Origin of the sequence: Exiguobacterium antarcticum DSM 14480 (genome assembly GCF_000685865.1) — a bacterium.
Classification (GTDB): Bacteria; Bacillota; Bacilli; order Exiguobacteriales; family Exiguobacteriaceae; genus Exiguobacterium_A; species Exiguobacterium_A antarcticum.
Genome location: NZ_JMKS01000005.1, coordinates 800,057 through 815,985, shown reverse-complemented (window position 1 = coordinate 815,985; position 15,929 = coordinate 800,057). Strand labels below are relative to the sequence as shown.

Below are 15,929 nucleotides of genomic sequence, written 5' to 3'. Positions count from 1 at the left end.
CAAGGGACGATCAAGATGCGTCAGGACCGGATCGTCCTGTCGACCGAGACACGTTTATATGCCGGAACGTTTAGTGACTTCATCGTTGAGTAAGAAAACAGCCGAACGCTCGCCAAATCATGGCGTGTCCGGCTGTTTTTTATATTTTTAAGCGCTCCTCTAGCATTCATTGCCGCAAATACGACCATCGCGATACTGAGCACGGCCGCGACGATTACACCTTGCGTATAGACACTCCAGTCGATTGCGTCACGTAACAAAACTGCCCGCATTCCTTCCATGATATAGGTCGTCGGATTGAGCGTCGCCGCAACCTTCAGCCATTCGGCTTCGATCAGTTCCTTGGGGACGAATGTCGTCGATAAGAAAATCAACGGGAAAAATAATAACGTCCCCCGCTTGTGCTGCCTGTGCGTTCCGGGTTTTCAAAGGCGACACCGGACCGAGTACCCGGCGAATGCGAGGACCAAAAGCCAAGCGCCAGAAACGATCGTCAGGAAGAAACCGGCCGCTCCTGCCGGGATCGGACAGACCAAGTAAAAACCCCATTCCGAAGTTCAACAACGTTCTTGAACAAACAATTGCAACATGCCGGCAAGCATCGGTCCGAGGACAAATCGCCGTCCGAGAGACCGGTGTCAGCAAGAGCTTGCGAAATAACCACTTTCGATATCCTTGCACGAGCTTGAACCCGGCTCCCCCGCGCACCCACCCGCACCGGAAACGATCGAGACGGTAAGATGACGTTCAGGTTAGTCGACCCGCCGAACTGAGGCAGACTGGAGATGCCGGATAATCCGCTCGTATAAACGAGTTAAAAAGAAGAACGCTGATGATCAAGTTCGGGATGAATGAAAACGGATTCCGTAACGGTTACGAGTAAACTGCGTCGTGTCAAAATCATCGTCTCGCGCCCACATCTCACTTCTCCTCCTTATAGGCTTGACCGGTCAGTTGGATGAAGACATCGTCGAGCGACGGTTGCTTGACGACGAGCGAGCGTGCCGTCAACTGATGTTCCATCCAGGTAACCGGACAACTTGTTTCAGCGTTTCCGTCCCTCTGACGGAAGCAGAATCATTCCTTTTTCGAGTCGTCCGGCAAACGCTGTCTTAAACGCTTCCGTCGCTCGGTCGTCTTCGAGCACGACCTCAATCGTTCTGCCCCATTCATCGCCTTCAGTTCCGTCGCGTCCCTTCGGCAATCAATTTCCCTTCATTGATGATCGCAATCCGGTCTGCCAACTGATCGGCTTCTTCCAAGTATTGTGTCGTCAAAAAAATCGTCGTCCCGTATTTCTCGTTCAAGCGCCGGACTCCGTCCAGATTTGTTGCCGGCTCGCCGGGTCAAGTCCCGTCGTCGGTTCGTCCAAAAAGAGGACAGCCGGTTGATGGACAAGCGTCAACGCCAAATCAAGACGCCGTTTTCATCCCGCCGGAATACTTACCGGCTCGACGATTGCCGTCGTTTGATAACCCGACCAATTCCAAACAGTTTCGGTTGCCCGAGTCGTCGCCTTGGCTTGCGAAAACCCAAATAATTTCCCTTGCAGGACAAGCAATTCTCGTCCGGTTAAATCATTGTCGATGCCCGTCTCCTGCAGCGCGACACCGGATTTGGAGACGGACATTTTTGATTCCCGTTGTATGTCATACTCATTAATCGTCGCGTGGACCGGACCGAAACAGAATCAAGGTCGTCAACATCTGAACCATCGTCGACTTCCCGGGCACCGTTTGGCCCTAAAAAGGCAAAAATCTCACCTTTTTTCACCTGAAACGAAATCTGATCCACGGACTTTTTTCCCGTTGTATTCCTTCGTCAACTGCTCTACCTGGATCACGGTCACCCTTCCTTTCTGCTAGAGAGATCGGGTTCGATACTTAAGCGACCTACATTACCTTTACCCCTTTTTAGACATTTGTACAAAAAAAGAGCAACCCACTTTCGGGATTCGCTCGGCTTCATACTAGGTTTAAGAGACATCGGTCACGACGCCAACTTTTCCATTTTTCTTTTAATTCTTGAAATACGTTCGCTTCCTTCATATGGAATTCATCCAGAGGGTTCATCACATCGATCCACTTCGTTTGTTTGACGATCCTGGACGAGATAACTTTTTTCGGCTGGAAATCCACTTTTCACTAATTCTTCGGGAGCACCTAACCGCGTGTCCAAAGACGCATAATAAATCGCTTCGACGGTATCCGGTGATCATGACATCGACCGTCCCCGTCGCAAACAGCTGCGGGATGGTAAGATTGTCCGCATACATGACGATATTCGCCTGATCAAACGTCTGCCGGACGAATTGGTTCATTTGTCCCCGGCCCGGGATTCAAGCCAATCGGTCACATCCCGGGACGATTGATCGTTTCGATTGAGGTCAGACGGTGTTTGTCTTCTAAACGGACGAGCGGCGTTTTTTGGAACGACAAGTAACTTTTCGTGAAGTCGCCGAACGATTTCGCGTTCGATGTTTTTCGTGACGCCACCCGACGACCCATTATGGAACCCGCCTGCCCGTAAGTCACGTGTCAATGTCGCCCAGGTCGTCGGGACGAACTCGACTTTCAAAGTCCCGGCCGTTCTTCGCGAACGAGGCGGATGACTTCAATAATCGAATCCTTCGTACTCATTCGTCTGACGGTTCAAGTACGTAAACGGTTTATAATCACCCGTCGTCCGACACAACGATCTTCTTCGTCGTGAAGACGTTTTGTTTACTGACTCCAAGCGTATCCGGCAAATCCTTCAGCTTCGTCACTGCGAGCAGGCTCCGAAAGCAACAGTCCTCCACCAAGCGCCAATCCTTGTCGTTTATTCACTCCACTCGCATCCCTCTCTCTGTCTCAACGCTGTTTTCTGTATAATACTCAAAACAGTATCATATTCTTTTATCTTATCCAAGGAGTTTTTTGATTATTTCGGCAGTTCTTACCTTTCATGTCCAATTGTTCCAAGCTCCTTGATTGCAGGAAGCAACTACTTTCTTCCATACTGGTAAAGGAACGAATCAACGAATGGGAGGAATGGAAGATGAGTAAACGTATTTCATTATTGGAGCAAACGGAAAAAAGTCGGTCCGTCAGGTGGCGAAGCAATTGAGTGGAATCCATCCATGATGTCCGTGTCGGGCTTGCGCTCGCCCGAAACCAATTCGCAGATTTCGAAGCGCTTGGCAACACCGATCCTACTCGACCTGGAACAGGACGTCTCAGCCCTTACAGATGCCATCAATGGGGAGTGACGTCCATCATCTTCACGCTGGATCGGGGTGGACATTACCGGTGCCGATAAAACGATTTGATCGATTTAGACGGAGCAGCGAAATCAATCGCAGCAGCTGAACAAGTCCAGGCGAAACAATTCATCATGGTCAGTGCCTTGAACGCCGGACTCACCGGAAACATGGTCAGACAGCATGAAACCATATTATGTCGCGAAACATTTATGCCGGACCGTCTGCTTCGGGACAGCTCGCTTGCCTATACGATCTTACGTCCGGTGGTTTGACCGATGACGCTGGAACAGGTGCCGTCCACGACAGGACCCGGCTTCAACGGACAAGACGACGATCGCACGCGTCGATGTCGCTCGTGTCGTCATTGCATCGATTGAACAGGAATCTGCGTACCGTCAAACGATTCCCCTGCTCGAAGGAACGCACCGATTGCCGATATTTTTGCTTAATATGAAAAATGAGCTCAATCCAAATGGATCGAGCTCGTTTTTGGTTACGATGCTTGTTTTACTTCAATGATATGGGCCTGCTCCCGGCGTAGCGCAGTCAGAATCAAGGGTAACAGCAACTGTGATCAGCAAGGATGACCGTCAGGCGGACGACAAAGGACGAGATATCGCCATTAAAGTAAATCAACCGGGTCAATCCGGCGACTGCATTCGGGACTGGCAGATAGTGTCCGATTGTCTGATAGAACGGGGCCAGCATCGATGGCGGGACGATGTTTCCTGCCGTCATCAACTGAAACGGAATCAAGGCGACATTGACGAGGGGCGCAATCGGACCGAAAATCGTGAAGTTCATCTGGGTGACACCGATACAGGCTGCCGTCAACAACAGTTGGAAGGCCCGATACCTTGATAAAGGACGCTTCGATGTCAGAAAACGCAAAGGCAAGCGACACCATCACAAGCGGGACGACCAAAAGCACGATGCGTGCAACAGTTGTTTTACTCCAAAAGAGCGACCACTTCGAATGCTGGTTTTTTAGAATCTGTATCACGAGGTTAAACTGGATCCCCATCGTCATGACGGCGATGTAGATGACGAATCCCAACAGATCGGTAACATCGATGTCGAAAAATCAGATACTTGATGCTCGACGATGACGTCAGACGTAATCACGGGTTTTTCCATTTAACATCTGGCTGATCTCAGACGTCGCCTGTTTAAGAATGCCGTTCGCGAACTCGGCATTTGCCTGATTAACATGGAACGTCAATTTCTTTTGATCCGCTAAGTCGGCAACGAGGACCATCTCGACTTTTCCTGCATCGAGTTGTTTCAGCCCTTCTGTTTCCGACGAGACGGATTTGGCGGTAAAGGGACTTTCCTTTTGCAGGTTTTCATACAAACCGGCCGTCGAACTTTCCTTGACGACGGCGACACGTAATTGGTCGAGGCGCTCAGTTGCCCCTTGGTACCCCGTCATCCAGACGACGAGAAATAAAGTCGGGACGATCAAGGCAAACATCAACCCGACTTTCGTTTGGGTGATTGAAAAAACATCTTTAAAGGTCTTCATGTGTTTTGCTCCTTTTTATATGCATTACTTATAATAGCACGTGCAACTATTTACTTAAAAAAGAGAAACCACTTACGTCACGTTTTTGTGAATGGTTTCAAGTGTTTTGATAAAATGTTTGATTTCTTTTTTGGAGAGACCGGAAAAAGCTTGTTGCTGCAGTTCACCGAGCGTCGGTTCCAACATTCGGATGACCTCTGCCCCTGCTTTTGTCGTCAGTAGGATGAACGCCCGCCGGTCCCGTGGATCAGCAGAACGGATGACAAGTTCCTTCTTCACCAGTTTATCCAGGATCTTTCCGACCGTCGTCTGATCCCGTTCCGTGAACAGGGCCAACTGCTTTTGCGAGATTCCTTCTTGCTTATGAAGTTCACTCAAAACCGAAAACTGTTCCGGTGTCAGATCGTGTTCTGCCATCCGTTTCGTCGCGGCACGCTTGAAGGAATGATAGCTGCGTGACAGTTGCATACCAAGTGACCAATCTGCCTCTTTCACTTGAACTCCCCACTTTCGAAATAAATAGTTGCACTACTTATTATTTCAACTTATTTACTATATGCCGGATGAGGTGGTTTGTCAAACGGATAAGTGATTCTCTCTCCGTTTGTCGTTATAGACAGCATTGCGGTCTTTCAACCGTTGCATTGCAGCCATGACTTTATCAAAATCGGATAGATCGTTCGGTGTATTCGGAGTCGTCAAGATATGGGCTACTCTACGATAAGCAATGGTTTTTCCGTATCCCATCAATACATAGACAGCACGGTTATATTGTTGAATTTCTTGCCAATCTACATCACCATACACAACACGATAATAAGCATCTTCACTATGCTGTGGTGCAGGAATATCAATATAATCGATTGGGGTTTGATGAATGGCCATAATTTCACTTCCATCTCTAATTTTTTTCACGACGAAAACGATTTAATCGCTTCGATATGCGCGTCCTTGACCTGTTGATCGACTTGAGATTGCTGTTTGAGTTGCTCGTAGACCGAATCAACTTGCATTGATGTCAAACGTTTGACTGTCGCCAGCCGCTTGATCGTACGACGTAAATCGTTTCGTTTGATGACGTGGACATGACTGGAATCAATCGTAATCTTTTTCAGTTCACACCGTTCACTGAAGACGATGACAGATTGAAAGACATTGTCTTCCACTGTTTTGGCTAAAAACTGTTCCATGCTTTTGAGGTGTTGCTCGTTTTGTTTGATCGGGTTGTAAAACCGTTGCTTGTAGCGGTTTTTAAACATTTGTGTCCACTGCCGGTCGGCTTCTTTTCCAAAAATCCAACCACTGTAGTTTTTCGACTCTAAGACGTAGATGCCGCTTTCGTGAATAAACGTGATATCGATTTCCGTTAGACCCTTCCCCCGTACTTTTGGTAAATAGGTGTTCATGACAAACTTCCCGTAGCCCTCGACTTTTTCAAGCTGACGCGTCGTCAAGTATTCTCCCCAAATGCCTTTGTCGCGGACGGCTTTCAGGAAACCTTCCTGCGTGACTTGCTTGTATGTACTTTTTTCAAACGATCGTCGCCGGAAATAAAACAAACTTCCGAGCGTGACGATGAATCCAACAATTAGGATACTTCCGATGAGAAGTAATGTTGGAATCAGTGCAGCTAACAGTTCTTCCACTAATTTCATTCCTTTCTTTATGTAACCCTTAATTTTCCACTATCCTAGAATAAACGGAATTCTTTAGGATTTCCACTAATTGTTACAGAGTACATGCTGTGGTACGGTAAGAAAAAGGAGGGTTTTTGATAATGGACTCATTTTTTTCCACATGGTTGCCCTTGATCCTGCTAATCATCGTTTGGCAATCCGTTTCCCAGCAACTCGCAAAACTTCGCATGACACAACAGCAAACACTACGTGAACTGACACGTATTCAAGAACATCTCGGCATGACTGATGCCGAAAGCAGTCACAGCCTACTGAATGAACAGATTGAGCAACTTCTGTCTGACCATGAGACGGTGGAAGCGATTAAACTGGTTCGGGGTACTCTCGGGTATCCATTACTTGAAGCAAAACAATATGTCGATGCGATCAAAGAGACATCGTCGGACAGAAGCTGAACGAACAACAGGCAAGTCTTCCGAGAGGAGGACTTGCCTGTTGTTTTGTTCATCGAACGGGTTTTAATTACGTCTCTATCCGTGACTTTAATCGTGAAACCGTGCCCATGTCTTTAGATCCGGTAACAAACATTGCTGTTTTTGTCCGAACCATTCATGCCGGTGCTTGGCTATGAAATCATACACGACATCTCGTAACGGTCGTGGCATCCATCGAAAACCTGACAGAAGCGGCCAAGCACTGTTTAAATGCTTGGTAATCCGAAGCGCCGCATCCGATCTGACGTACGGCACTCCCTGTTCAATCACGACGACACTATTTAAATCCGTCGACAACCGGTGTTTTTGAATCATCTGTTGACCAATTGTTCCTTGCAGCGACGCAAAGTCATAATAACCTTGATCGCGTTTTAGGATGAACTGGACACTGGCATCACACAAATTGCAGTCCCCATCAAATAAAATCAGTGGTTTCATTGATATTTACTCCTCACAGATCAACCGGGATCAATCACGCGCTGCCAAACGGTATAGTAAATCAAGCATTTCGATGTACAGCCAGATGATCGTGACGATCAATCCGAACGCTGCGACCCACTCCATCGATTTTGGTGCCCGCGCCTCGACTTGTCGGGCGATGAAATCAAAGTCCATCACAAGTGAGAGTGAGGCGACGATGACGATGACGAACTGGATCCCGATTGCAAGCGGCGAGCTGCCCGTCATGAACGGTAAGCTGATGCCGAACAACGTCAAGAGTAAGTTAACCCCGTACAGGACGAGAATCGACAGGATAGCAGCCGTGACGGCCGAACGGAACCGTTGCGTCACTTTGATCATGCCCGTCGAATAGACGAACCACATCGCAAACGAGACGACGAATGTCGCGAGGACCGCTTTCCCGACTAACCCTGGGTACATGCTTTCAAACATCAACGAAATCGCTCCGACGGCGACCCCTTCGACAATCGCGTAGACCGGTGAAAGAACCGGTGCTGTCCGTGGTTTAAACGTGATGATCAGGGCGAGAATCAAGCCGAGGACGACGCCACCAATCAAGGCGGGGACTAAAAATTGCGGATTCGCAGCTAAGAAGAACCACGTTCCACCGGCTGCTGCCGTGACGAGGGCAAGTAAGAGGAAAATCTTACTCATCGTCCCTGCTTTTGTCATCGGTCGTTCACCAGCGCGCGCCGTCTCAAAACCACGGCGCAAGGCAGGATTAACTTTGAATCGTGTTGCCATCTTGCGTTCACTCCTTCTGTTTTTGTATTTCTTAATACGGTTATTACTTTAAATGTATGTATAGATCCTAAGCTTGATTCTACTTCAAAATATATTAAATCGAATGAACGTATCTTATTAAACTGATTGATCGGAATAGTGCGGACACTTGTGTAATGCAAAAAAGGAATGCAGGCTTGTGCGGTTCAATACATCAATCATTTTCTACTTTTGTGTCTGTATAACATATGATGAATCTGTTCTAAAAAACATGAAAGATATTCTTAATATAAACTGAGCCCTTGAGTTTGGATAGTTTAATAAAAGCACCTTGAACGTTTTAATGACCGATACATACAACAAACCCTCATTTCGTAATTGAAATGAGGGTTTGTCTATAATCTGAGGGACTTCTTTCAATTAAAGAAGTCCCTACTTTTTTAATCATTCCTGATCTAATTTTGATTTATCGTCTTTTTTCCGATTATTGTACTTTTCTTTATTTTTCATGGCTTCCGGAACAATAGGTGATTTTAAAGCACTCACGATCTTTCCAACTGAAGTGCTTTCTTCTTCAGCATTCTTAAGTTCTACCGTACCTTGGTTAGTAATTGCAGTATGCCAGTCCTCAGATTCTAAATAACGTGTAGCGAACATGTATTGATGACCTTTTTTAACATCTCATCTTCATTATATAAAATCAAGACGCTATTTCCTTCCGAATCTTTATCATATCCACCAAACTGATTAACAATGACTTCTCCTTTTAACTTGCCCTTTAAATTTTTGTTCACTTTTACCGAATACTGTGTTTCCGGCGTTCCATCAAGTCGTTTACTCCCAACTTCTTGAATGACTTCTCCAACAAACACATTTTGAGCAGCACCAACTAAAATTCGATCATCAGAAAAATCAGCCACTTCATTTAAATATGCATTAACAATTTTGACCGGCTTCTTTTCTGATTGGTAATGATCAAATCCATAAACAGTCAGGCCAATAACTGCTGCTACTGAACCTATTAAGAATTTTTTCATAGTTAACGCTCCTTATATTGGATTAATAGCCCCAAAGAGTTCGATAATCTGACTTATCGTGCGAACCTAAAACTTCATAACTGTAAAAGCCAGATCTCAACACGTTTCCAGCAAGTCCGTGATGATCTAATCCAAGAGCATGTCCCATTTCATGAAGTGCTGTGTGCTTTCTTTGAGAACTCGTGAAGTCATAAAAATAATAATCATTGTAGGAGATGGATTGTCAACACTAAACTAGACAATCTTCTTAAGGAGTGATTGTTTGTAGCGAACGGGGCTTTGATAATCCAATGTACCGTGTATGCGAAGGTGGTTGAACCAATTCACGTAATCCTGGAACTCGCGTTCCAGCTCCGTCAAACTCGAGAACACTCGTTTTTTGACAAACTCTGTCTTGATGATTTTAAACGTGGCTTCCGCGACTGCGTTATCGTACGGACAACCCTTTTTGCTCAACGAGCGACGGATTCCGAACGTATGAAGGGCATCCTCAATCAGATGGTTGTTGAACTCTCGTCCTCGATCCGTGTGAAACATCCGGATACGACGCAAATCATGAGGAATGGAAGCGAAAGCACGATGGACCAGTTGCGCATCCTTTCGCTCGCCCACACTGTGACCGATGATTTCTCGGTTAAAGAAATCAACAAATACACATACATAATGCCATTTTTGACGGACCTTGATGTATGTCAGGTCACTGACGACAACGGATAGCTCTTCTCCTTGCTTGAACGCGCGATTCAATTCATTGGCTTCCATCGACTCGTTGCACGCTTCTTTTTTAGGCTTGAATTGCGCGAGCGTGTACGTAGAGACGAGCCCTTGGTCTTTCATGATGCGTCCGATTCGGCGACGAGAGACGCATTTCCCTTGTTTTTGGAGTTCAATCTTGATTTTACGCGTGCCGTAGTTCTCTCGGCTGCGCCGGAAAATTTCACGGATGGCTTCCGTCACATCGTCGACCGATGGTCGCTGTCTCGCTTCATAATAAAACGTACTTCTGGGTAATTGGAGGACGCTGCACATTGCTGATACCGAGTATTTATGTCGATTATTCTTGATCACACTTACTTTCGTCCCATGATCAGCGCGGCTTGCTTTAAAATATCATTCTCCATCTCGAGTTGTTGGACATGCTTCCGAAGCACACGTAGCTCACGCGCTTCATCTGACAAATTATCTTCTTCCTTAAAAGATCCGGTCGTCTTACTTTGGTTGATCCAGCGATTAAATGCCGAAGGCGTCAAGTCATATTCCCGAATGATATCGGCGCGTGACTTCCCATTCAAATGGAGTTGAACCATCTGTTGTTTGAATGAATCGCTAAAAATTCTTCGTTCCCGTTTATTCATGAAGGTGATTCTCCTCTGCTGTTCATAATTTTCCTAAGTCTAATTGACCTTAAGGTTTATGTCCAACTAACTGTAGACCATCCAGTTCTGAATAATTATAAAATCAGTGGGGACAGTTGTTACCTGCTCGAATGTCGCTTTCCATCTAACAAAGAATTGGATTCGTTTTTAGTTGATTTAAATGTGCATGTGAACTATCAATTATCCATTGTGATTAACAAATGAGTGAACGCGACTTCACGATTATGAACACACGAAAGCCTTGCCTCCGTCGACCGGAAGCAAGGCTCTTTTGAATTGCCATGATGTTTTTCTCTCTATTAGATGCCTTCGTAGGCGAGTTCCATGATCTGACGGAGTTCCGTCACGAGCGGCATTTTCGGATTCGCTGTTGTACATTGATCTTCAAACGCATCGACTGCCATCTTGTCGAGTTTCGCTTCGAAGTCCGCTTTTTTGATGCCTTGGGCTTTAAACGACATCTTGATGTTGAGGCGTTGTCCGAGTTCTGTGATCGCTTGGATGAGTGATTCGACACCTTGTTCCGTCGTTGCTGCCGGCAGACCGAGGTAACGGGCGATTTCCGCATATCGTTCATCCGCGATGAATGATTCATATTTCGGGAATGAAGCAAGTTTCGTTGGTTTCGCTGCATTGTAGCGGATGACGTGCGGCATCAGAATCGCATTTGTCCGACCGTGTGGTGTGTGGAACTCCCCACCGATTTTGTGCGCGATTGAGTGGTTGATGCCGAGGAAGGCATTGGCAAACGCCATCCCTGCCATCGTTGACGCATTGTGAACTTTTTCGCGTGCTTCCGCGTCTGAACCGTTATCGTAAGCGCGTGGCAAGTAGTCGAAGATCATCTTGATTGCTTTTAATGCCAGTCCGTCCGTATAGTCGTTCGCAAGGACTGAGACGAACGCTTCTGTCGCATGCGTCAAGACGTCCATTCCTGTATCAGCTGTGATTGAAGCGGGCACCGTCATGACGAATTCTGGATCGATGATCGCGATGTCTGGTGTCAATGCATAGTCAGCAATCGGATATTTGACGTTTTTCTCTTTATCCGTGATGACCGTGAACGGTGTGACTTCAGAACCTGTTCCTGACGTCGTCGGAATCGCGACGAACTTCGCTTTGTTTCCGAGTTCCGGGAATTTATAAGCACGTTTCCGGATATCGAGGAATTTTTGACGTAAGTTTGAGAACTTCTCATTTGGTTGCTCATAGAACAGCCACATGCCTTTCGCTGCATCCATCGCAGATCCCCCACCAAGGGCGATGATTAAGTCGGGTTGGAAGTCCCGCATCGCTTGTGCCCCGATTTCGACCGTCGTGACTGACGGGTCAGGTTCGACTTGGTCGAAAATCCGGTAGCTGACACCTGCTGGTAAGTTTCGGATGACTTTATCGGCGTAACCGAATTCGACCATCGATTGATCAGTGACGATCAAGGCCCGTGAGACGTTTTGAATTGATTTCAAGTATTGAACCGAGTTTTTTTCAAAGAAAATCTTTTCCGGTACTTTGAACCACTGCATGTTCACGCGTCGTCTCGCCACCTTCTTGATATTGAGTAGATGTTTCGCCGTTACGTTTTCAGAGACCGAGTTTTTCCCGTATGATCCGCAACCAAGTGTCAGCGATGGAGTCAATTCGTTATACAAGTCACCAATCCCACCGTGTGCTGACGGGCTGTTGACAAGGATTCGGCAGGCTTTCATCCGGAGTCCGAACGCTGTCATCAAGTCATCGTTCGTCGTGTGGATGACCGCCGTGTGACCGAGACCACCGATTTCAAGCATCCGTTCGGCGACGTGGAAGGCGTCTTCTGTTGATTGGACGCTATAGGCACCAAGGACGGGACTTAGCTTTTCATGTGAGAGCGGTTCTTCGGTGCCGACTTTTTCGAGTTCGGCGACGAGCATGACCGTATTGCTCGGGACTTCGATGCCCGCTTTCGCTGCGATCCATGTTGCCGGTTTCCCGACGATGTCCGCATTGACGGCACATGTGTCGGTTTTGATGACAAGTGCTTCAAGACGTTTTTTCTCGTCTGCTGTACAGAAGTAGCAACCGAGCGCTTCCATCTCTGCCCGCACTTCTGCATAAATCTCTTGATCGACGATGACCGCTTGCTCGGAGGCACAGATCATTCCGTTATCAAATGTTTTCGAGAGGACCAAATCACTGACGGCCCGCTTAATTTTTGCTGATTTTTCGATGTAACACGGTACGTTCCCTGGTCCAACACCAAGTGCCGGTTTGCCGGTTGAATACGCTGATTTGACCATGCCGGCTCCACCCGTCGCAAGAACCATCGCGATGTCGGTGTGGTTCATCAAGACTTTTGTTGCTTCGAGAGACGGTTGTTCGACCCACTGGATACAATCTTGCGGGGCACCAGCTTTAACGGCAGCGTCACGTAACGTTTTGGCCGCTTCAAGTGAGCAATTTTGTGCGGACGGATGAAAGGCGAAGATGATCGGGTTGCGCGTTTTGATCGCAATCAACGCTTTGAACATCGTCGTTGATGTCGGATTCGTCACAGGTGTGACGCCACAGACGACACCGACCGGTTCCGCGATGTAGGTGATCCCGTTTTGGACATCTTCTTCTAAGATCCCGACCGTTTTTTCATCACGAAGACTGTTATAGATATATTCCGTCGCAAACATGTTTTTGATCATTTTATCTTCAAAGACACCACGTCCTGTTTCTTCAACCGCAAGTCGTGCGAGTTCGACGTGCCGTTCGAGACCGGCAAGCGCCATGTCACGGACGATTACATCGATTTTCGTTTGATCAAATGTTAATAGTTCTTGTAACGCCGTTTGACCTTTCGCGACGATTTGATTGATTGCTTGTTCGACAGGTGAGACATCTTGTTTGATTTTTTCTTTGACAGCCATGTTAGGTTTCCTCCCTATTTTGGAACGAATCTGAGTCTGCATTTCCTTACTACATGTTAGGAATGCCAAGCTGATATCGAGTAGTTTGTGCTTTCCTTCACAAATCAATCATACCGCCTTTTGCTCAATTTGTGCATGACCATCCTGTGAACTATTTCACATGAATGAGAACGTTTTCATTAAAACAACCTGTTCTGACGCAAGGATCCGTCTTTTCATCCCTCTCCTGTGACAACTGTCACAACAATTCATGAATCTGCTTGTCTGACCAATCGTTCATCGTGTACGCTAGGAATAGTTCCATCATTCATTTGTCTTAAAGGAGGAAGTTTCATGTCAATCGTTAATCAAATGCTTGCGTTTAATCAACAGTTCGTTGAAGAAAAACAATACGAACAGTTCATCTCGGATAAATTCCCGGATAAGAAGGTTGTGATTCTGACCTGTATGGATGCACGTTTGACGGAGCTCCTTCCACACGCCCTTGGTCTTAAAAACGGTGATGCGAAAATCATCAAAAATGCCGGGGCCGTTCTGTCCCATCCGTTTGGTTCCGTCATGCGGTCGATCCTCGTCGCTTTGTATGCACTTGGTGCAGAGGAAGTCATTGTCATCGGACATCATGACTGCGGCATGAGCACGATTGATCCGGCAAAGATGATTGCCGAGATGCAAGACCGTGGAATCAATGAACAGGTGTTGCATACACTGGATGCTTCCGGTGTCGACTTGAAACAATGGTTACGCGGCTTCACTTCGGTCGAGGAAAACGTCAGCCACTCGGTTGGTCTGATCAAAAACCATCCGTTGTTACCACCGGGAACAGAAGTCCATGGACTCGTCATCGATCCAGGGACCGGAAAACTCGATCAAGTCGATTGCTGAAGACCATTTAATGAAGAAGAAAGGTAGGACCTGTCTCAATCTGACGTCAGGCCTACCTTTTTTGTGTTTTTTTCTTGACAGTCAAAAGAACGGTCTGTATGATACTTTAGTATAGTACAGTGATACCAAAAGAAAGCGTGGTTTTAGTTATGTTTAATGCCGTTATTATTGCCGTTGTTCTATTATTTGTTTTAGCCATCTTCCGCGTCCATATCGTCCTCGCGATGGTCCTCAGTGCTCTTGCCGGTGGATTGATCGGCGGTCTTGGTCTCAATACGACGATCGGAACGTTTGCCGAAGGGCTTGGCGCCGGAGCCGAAATCGCTCTTAGTTACGCCCTGCTTGGCGCATTCGCCGTCGCCTTGTCAAAAACCGGTCTTCCGGATGCCTTGGCGCACGCTTTGATCACACGTTCCAAAGGATCAGCGGATGCGACATCCGTCAAAAAGCTCAAAGGATTCATCATCTTTGCGATTCTCTTGCTCGCCATCAGCTCGCAAAACGTCTTGCCGATCCACATCGCCTTTATTCCGATCATCATTCCGCCATTACTCGGTCTCTTTAATGAAATGAAGATTGACCGTCGTCTGATGGCGATCGTCATGACATTTGGTCTTGTCACACCGTACATGTTCCTGCCGATCGGTTTTGGTGATATTTATTTAAATCAAATCCTGTTACCGAACATCGAAAAAAATGGAATGGACATCGCTGGCGCGTCCGTCGTCCAAGCGATGGCGATTCCGGCACTCGGGATGCTCATCGGACTGTTGATCGGTCTCTATAATTACCGGAAACCGCGCGAGTATGAAATGCGCAATATCGCACCGGACGATTACGAGATTCCCGTCATCACGAAAACGAAGTTATTCCTCAGCGGGCTTGTCGTCCTTGCGACACTGGCTGTCCAGTTGACGACAGAATCGATGATCATTGCTGCGACGACCGGTCTTGTTTTATTCCTCGTCCTCCGACTCGTGCGATTCAGTGAAGCGGACGACGTCATTACCCGCGGCATGCGGATGATGTCGTTCATCGGTTTCGTCATGATTTCCGCGAACGGTTTCTCAAACGTCCTCCGGAAAACGGGCGACATCAACCCGCTCGTCGAGAATTCGAAATCCTTGATGGGGGACTCGCAACTCGTTGCGGCCTTCGTCATGCTGTTGATTGGTTTGCTCGTCACGATGGGCATCGGTTCAAGTTTCTCGACCGTCCCTGTCATCGCCGCGATCTTCGTCCCACTTTGTATCCAATACGGATTCAGTTTAGAAGCGACGATCGCCATCATCGGAACAGCTGGTGCACTCGGTGACGCTGGTAGTCCGGCATCGGATTCGACACTCGGTCCGACCAGCGGACTGAATGCAGACGGCCAACACGATCACATGCGTGAGACCGTCATCCCGACGTTCCTGCACTACAATCTGCCGTTACTCGTCTTTGGTACGATTGCTGCGATGGTCTTGTAACTGATCTTTCTACGACAATGAACCAACGTCTTTTGCTGACGTTGGTTCTTTTTTTAGGTTGCTTTGTCCGATCCAGCTTCTCGTTTTTTCCGTTAAAGATGCTGTCTGCATATCAGTTTAGTGGAGTCCATCATGTTTTTCTTTCAATTTCTGCGTTTCTTCTCTAATATAAAGGGATGA

The 15,929-nt window shown here is 47.1% G+C and carries 22 protein-coding genes and 1 pseudogene; 6 read left to right on the top strand and 17 right to left on the bottom strand.

Going from position 1 to position 15,929, the window contains the following annotated elements; all coding sequences use genetic code 11:
• Positions 1-20: 20 nt before the first annotated feature.
• From P404_RS18860 to P404_RS18660, 6 genes are all read right to left on the bottom strand, one after another.
• Positions 21-374: a hypothetical protein gene (locus P404_RS18860; RefSeq protein ID WP_026831246.1), complete on the bottom strand. Its 354-nt coding sequence runs from the start codon at positions 372-374 to the stop codon at positions 21-23.
• Between the two features lie 671 nt (positions 375-1,045).
• Positions 1,046-1,204: a hypothetical protein gene (locus tag P404_RS18520; protein WP_160166524.1), complete on the bottom strand. Its 159-nt coding sequence runs from the start codon at positions 1,202-1,204 to the stop codon at positions 1,046-1,048.
• Positions 1,179-1,307 carry a hypothetical protein gene (locus P404_RS19015; protein WP_269077502.1) on the bottom strand — a complete coding sequence of 43 codons (129 nt, stop codon included), beginning with the start codon at positions 1,305-1,307 and terminating at the stop codon, positions 1,179-1,181. Before P404_RS19015 ends, P404_RS18520 begins: the two co-directional genes overlap by 26 nt.
• A 119-nt stretch (positions 1,308-1,426) precedes the next feature.
• Positions 1,427-1,630, bottom strand: coding sequence for a hypothetical protein (locus P404_RS18105; protein WP_026831245.1), 204 nt, complete (start codon positions 1,628-1,630; stop codon positions 1,427-1,429).
• A 441-nt stretch (positions 1,631-2,071) separates the two neighbouring features.
• Positions 2,072-2,320 carry a hypothetical protein gene (locus tag P404_RS18665; protein ID WP_026831244.1) on the bottom strand — a complete coding sequence of 83 codons (249 nt, stop codon included), beginning with the start codon at positions 2,318-2,320 and terminating at the stop codon, positions 2,072-2,074.
• The gene (locus P404_RS18660; protein WP_026831243.1) at positions 2,317-2,577 is read right to left on the bottom strand and encodes a hypothetical protein; all 261 of its coding nucleotides are present in this window, start codon (positions 2,575-2,577) and stop codon (positions 2,317-2,319) included. The genes P404_RS18665 and P404_RS18660 overlap by 4 nt, the downstream gene beginning before the upstream one ends.
• Positions 2,578-3,108: 531 nt before the next feature.
• Between P404_RS18660 and P404_RS18435 the strand changes: the two genes are divergently transcribed.
• Both P404_RS18435 and P404_RS18310 read left to right on the top strand, forming a co-directional pair.
• Positions 3,109-3,300: a hypothetical protein gene (locus P404_RS18435; RefSeq protein ID WP_150111992.1), complete on the top strand. Its 192-nt coding sequence runs from the start codon at positions 3,109-3,111 to the stop codon at positions 3,298-3,300.
• Between the two features lie 6 nt (positions 3,301-3,306).
• Positions 3,307-3,516, top strand: a complete 210-nt coding sequence (locus P404_RS18310) for an NAD(P)H-binding protein (RefSeq protein ID WP_026831242.1) — start codon at positions 3,307-3,309, stop codon at positions 3,514-3,516.
• 280 nt (positions 3,517-3,796) lie between these two features.
• Here the strand turns inward: P404_RS18310 and P404_RS18095 are convergent, their stop codons facing one another.
• The 5 genes from P404_RS18095 to P404_RS0115465 all read right to left on the bottom strand — a co-directional run bounded on the left by P404_RS18095 (position 3,797) and on the right by P404_RS0115465 (position 6,424).
• Positions 3,797-4,135, bottom strand: a complete 339-nt coding sequence (locus P404_RS18095) for an ABC-2 transporter permease (RefSeq protein ID WP_051590532.1) — start codon at positions 4,133-4,135, stop codon at positions 3,797-3,799.
• A gap of 220 nt (positions 4,136-4,355) precedes the next feature.
• Positions 4,356-4,769: an ABC transporter permease gene (locus P404_RS18090; protein WP_051590531.1), complete on the bottom strand. Its 414-nt coding sequence runs from the start codon at positions 4,767-4,769 to the stop codon at positions 4,356-4,358.
• A gap of 72 nt (positions 4,770-4,841) precedes the next feature.
• Positions 4,842-5,264 (bottom strand): MarR family winged helix-turn-helix transcriptional regulator, encoded by a 423-nt coding sequence (locus P404_RS0115475; protein ID WP_026831234.1) that lies wholly within the window; start codon positions 5,262-5,264, stop codon positions 4,842-4,844.
• A gap of 81 nt (positions 5,265-5,345) precedes the next feature.
• Complete coding sequence (locus P404_RS0115470; protein WP_034774587.1) at positions 5,346-5,684, bottom strand: hypothetical protein; 339 nt, start codon at positions 5,682-5,684, stop codon at positions 5,346-5,348.
• Complete coding sequence (locus P404_RS0115465; protein ID WP_236624425.1) at positions 5,681-6,424, bottom strand: nuclease-related domain-containing protein; 744 nt, start codon at positions 6,422-6,424, stop codon at positions 5,681-5,683. Before P404_RS0115465 ends, P404_RS0115470 begins: the two co-directional genes overlap by 4 nt.
• 122 nt (positions 6,425-6,546) lie before the next feature.
• Between P404_RS0115465 and P404_RS0115460 the strand changes: the two genes are divergently transcribed.
• Positions 6,547-6,861 carry a hypothetical protein gene (locus P404_RS0115460; RefSeq protein WP_026831231.1) on the top strand — a complete coding sequence of 105 codons (315 nt, stop codon included), beginning with the start codon at positions 6,547-6,549 and terminating at the stop codon, positions 6,859-6,861.
• A gap of 87 nt (positions 6,862-6,948) precedes the next feature.
• Here the strand turns inward: P404_RS0115460 and P404_RS0115455 are convergent, their stop codons facing one another.
• From P404_RS0115455 to P404_RS0115435, 5 genes are all read right to left on the bottom strand, one after another.
• Positions 6,949-7,338, bottom strand: coding sequence for a thiol-disulfide oxidoreductase DCC family protein (locus P404_RS0115455; RefSeq protein WP_026831230.1), 390 nt, complete (start codon positions 7,336-7,338; stop codon positions 6,949-6,951).
• 30 nt (positions 7,339-7,368) lie between these two features.
• On the bottom strand, positions 7,369-8,106 hold the full coding sequence (locus P404_RS0115450) for a Bax inhibitor-1/YccA family protein (protein WP_014970162.1): 738 nt from the start codon (positions 8,104-8,106) through the stop codon (positions 7,369-7,371).
• Between the two features lie 423 nt (positions 8,107-8,529).
• On the bottom strand, positions 8,530-8,742 hold the full coding sequence (locus P404_RS18085) for a hypothetical protein (protein WP_026829743.1): 213 nt from the start codon (positions 8,740-8,742) through the stop codon (positions 8,530-8,532).
• Positions 8,721-9,122 carry a hypothetical protein gene (locus P404_RS17755; protein WP_026829744.1) on the bottom strand — a complete coding sequence of 134 codons (402 nt, stop codon included), beginning with the start codon at positions 9,120-9,122 and terminating at the stop codon, positions 8,721-8,723. Before P404_RS17755 ends, P404_RS18085 begins: the two co-directional genes overlap by 22 nt.
• Positions 9,123-9,356: 234 nt before the next feature.
• Positions 9,357-10,477 (bottom strand): IS3 family transposase gene (locus P404_RS0115435; protein WP_150111962.1). Its coding sequence is split into 2 segments (ribosomal slippage): positions 9,357-10,228 and positions 10,228-10,477, totalling 1,122 coding nucleotides; the frame shifts between segments, so codons are not numbered across the junction.
• A gap of 84 nt (positions 10,478-10,561) precedes the next feature.
• Here P404_RS0115435 and P404_RS18425 point away from each other — a divergent pair.
• Positions 10,562-10,702 (top strand): annotated as a pseudogene (locus P404_RS18425) (Lrp/AsnC ligand binding domain-containing protein); the annotation flags it as partial.
• A 95-nt stretch (positions 10,703-10,797) separates the two neighbouring features.
• Here the strand turns inward: P404_RS18425 and adhE are convergent.
• Complete coding sequence (adhE, locus tag P404_RS0115425) at positions 10,798-13,392, bottom strand: bifunctional acetaldehyde-CoA/alcohol dehydrogenase (protein WP_026831241.1); 2,595 nt, start codon at positions 13,390-13,392, stop codon at positions 10,798-10,800.
• Positions 13,393-13,725: 333 nt separating this feature from the next.
• Here adhE and P404_RS0115420 point away from each other — a divergent pair, with 333 nt between their 5' ends.
• Positions 13,726-14,277 carry a beta-class carbonic anhydrase gene (locus P404_RS0115420; protein WP_014970178.1) on the top strand — a complete coding sequence of 184 codons (552 nt, stop codon included), beginning with the start codon at positions 13,726-13,728 and terminating at the stop codon, positions 14,275-14,277.
• Between the two features lie 149 nt (positions 14,278-14,426).
• Positions 14,427-15,749 carry a Na+/H+ antiporter family protein gene (locus tag P404_RS0115415; RefSeq protein WP_014970177.1) on the top strand — a complete coding sequence of 441 codons (1,323 nt, stop codon included), beginning with the start codon at positions 14,427-14,429 and terminating at the stop codon, positions 15,747-15,749.
• The last annotated feature ends 180 nt before the right edge of the window (positions 15,750-15,929 follow it).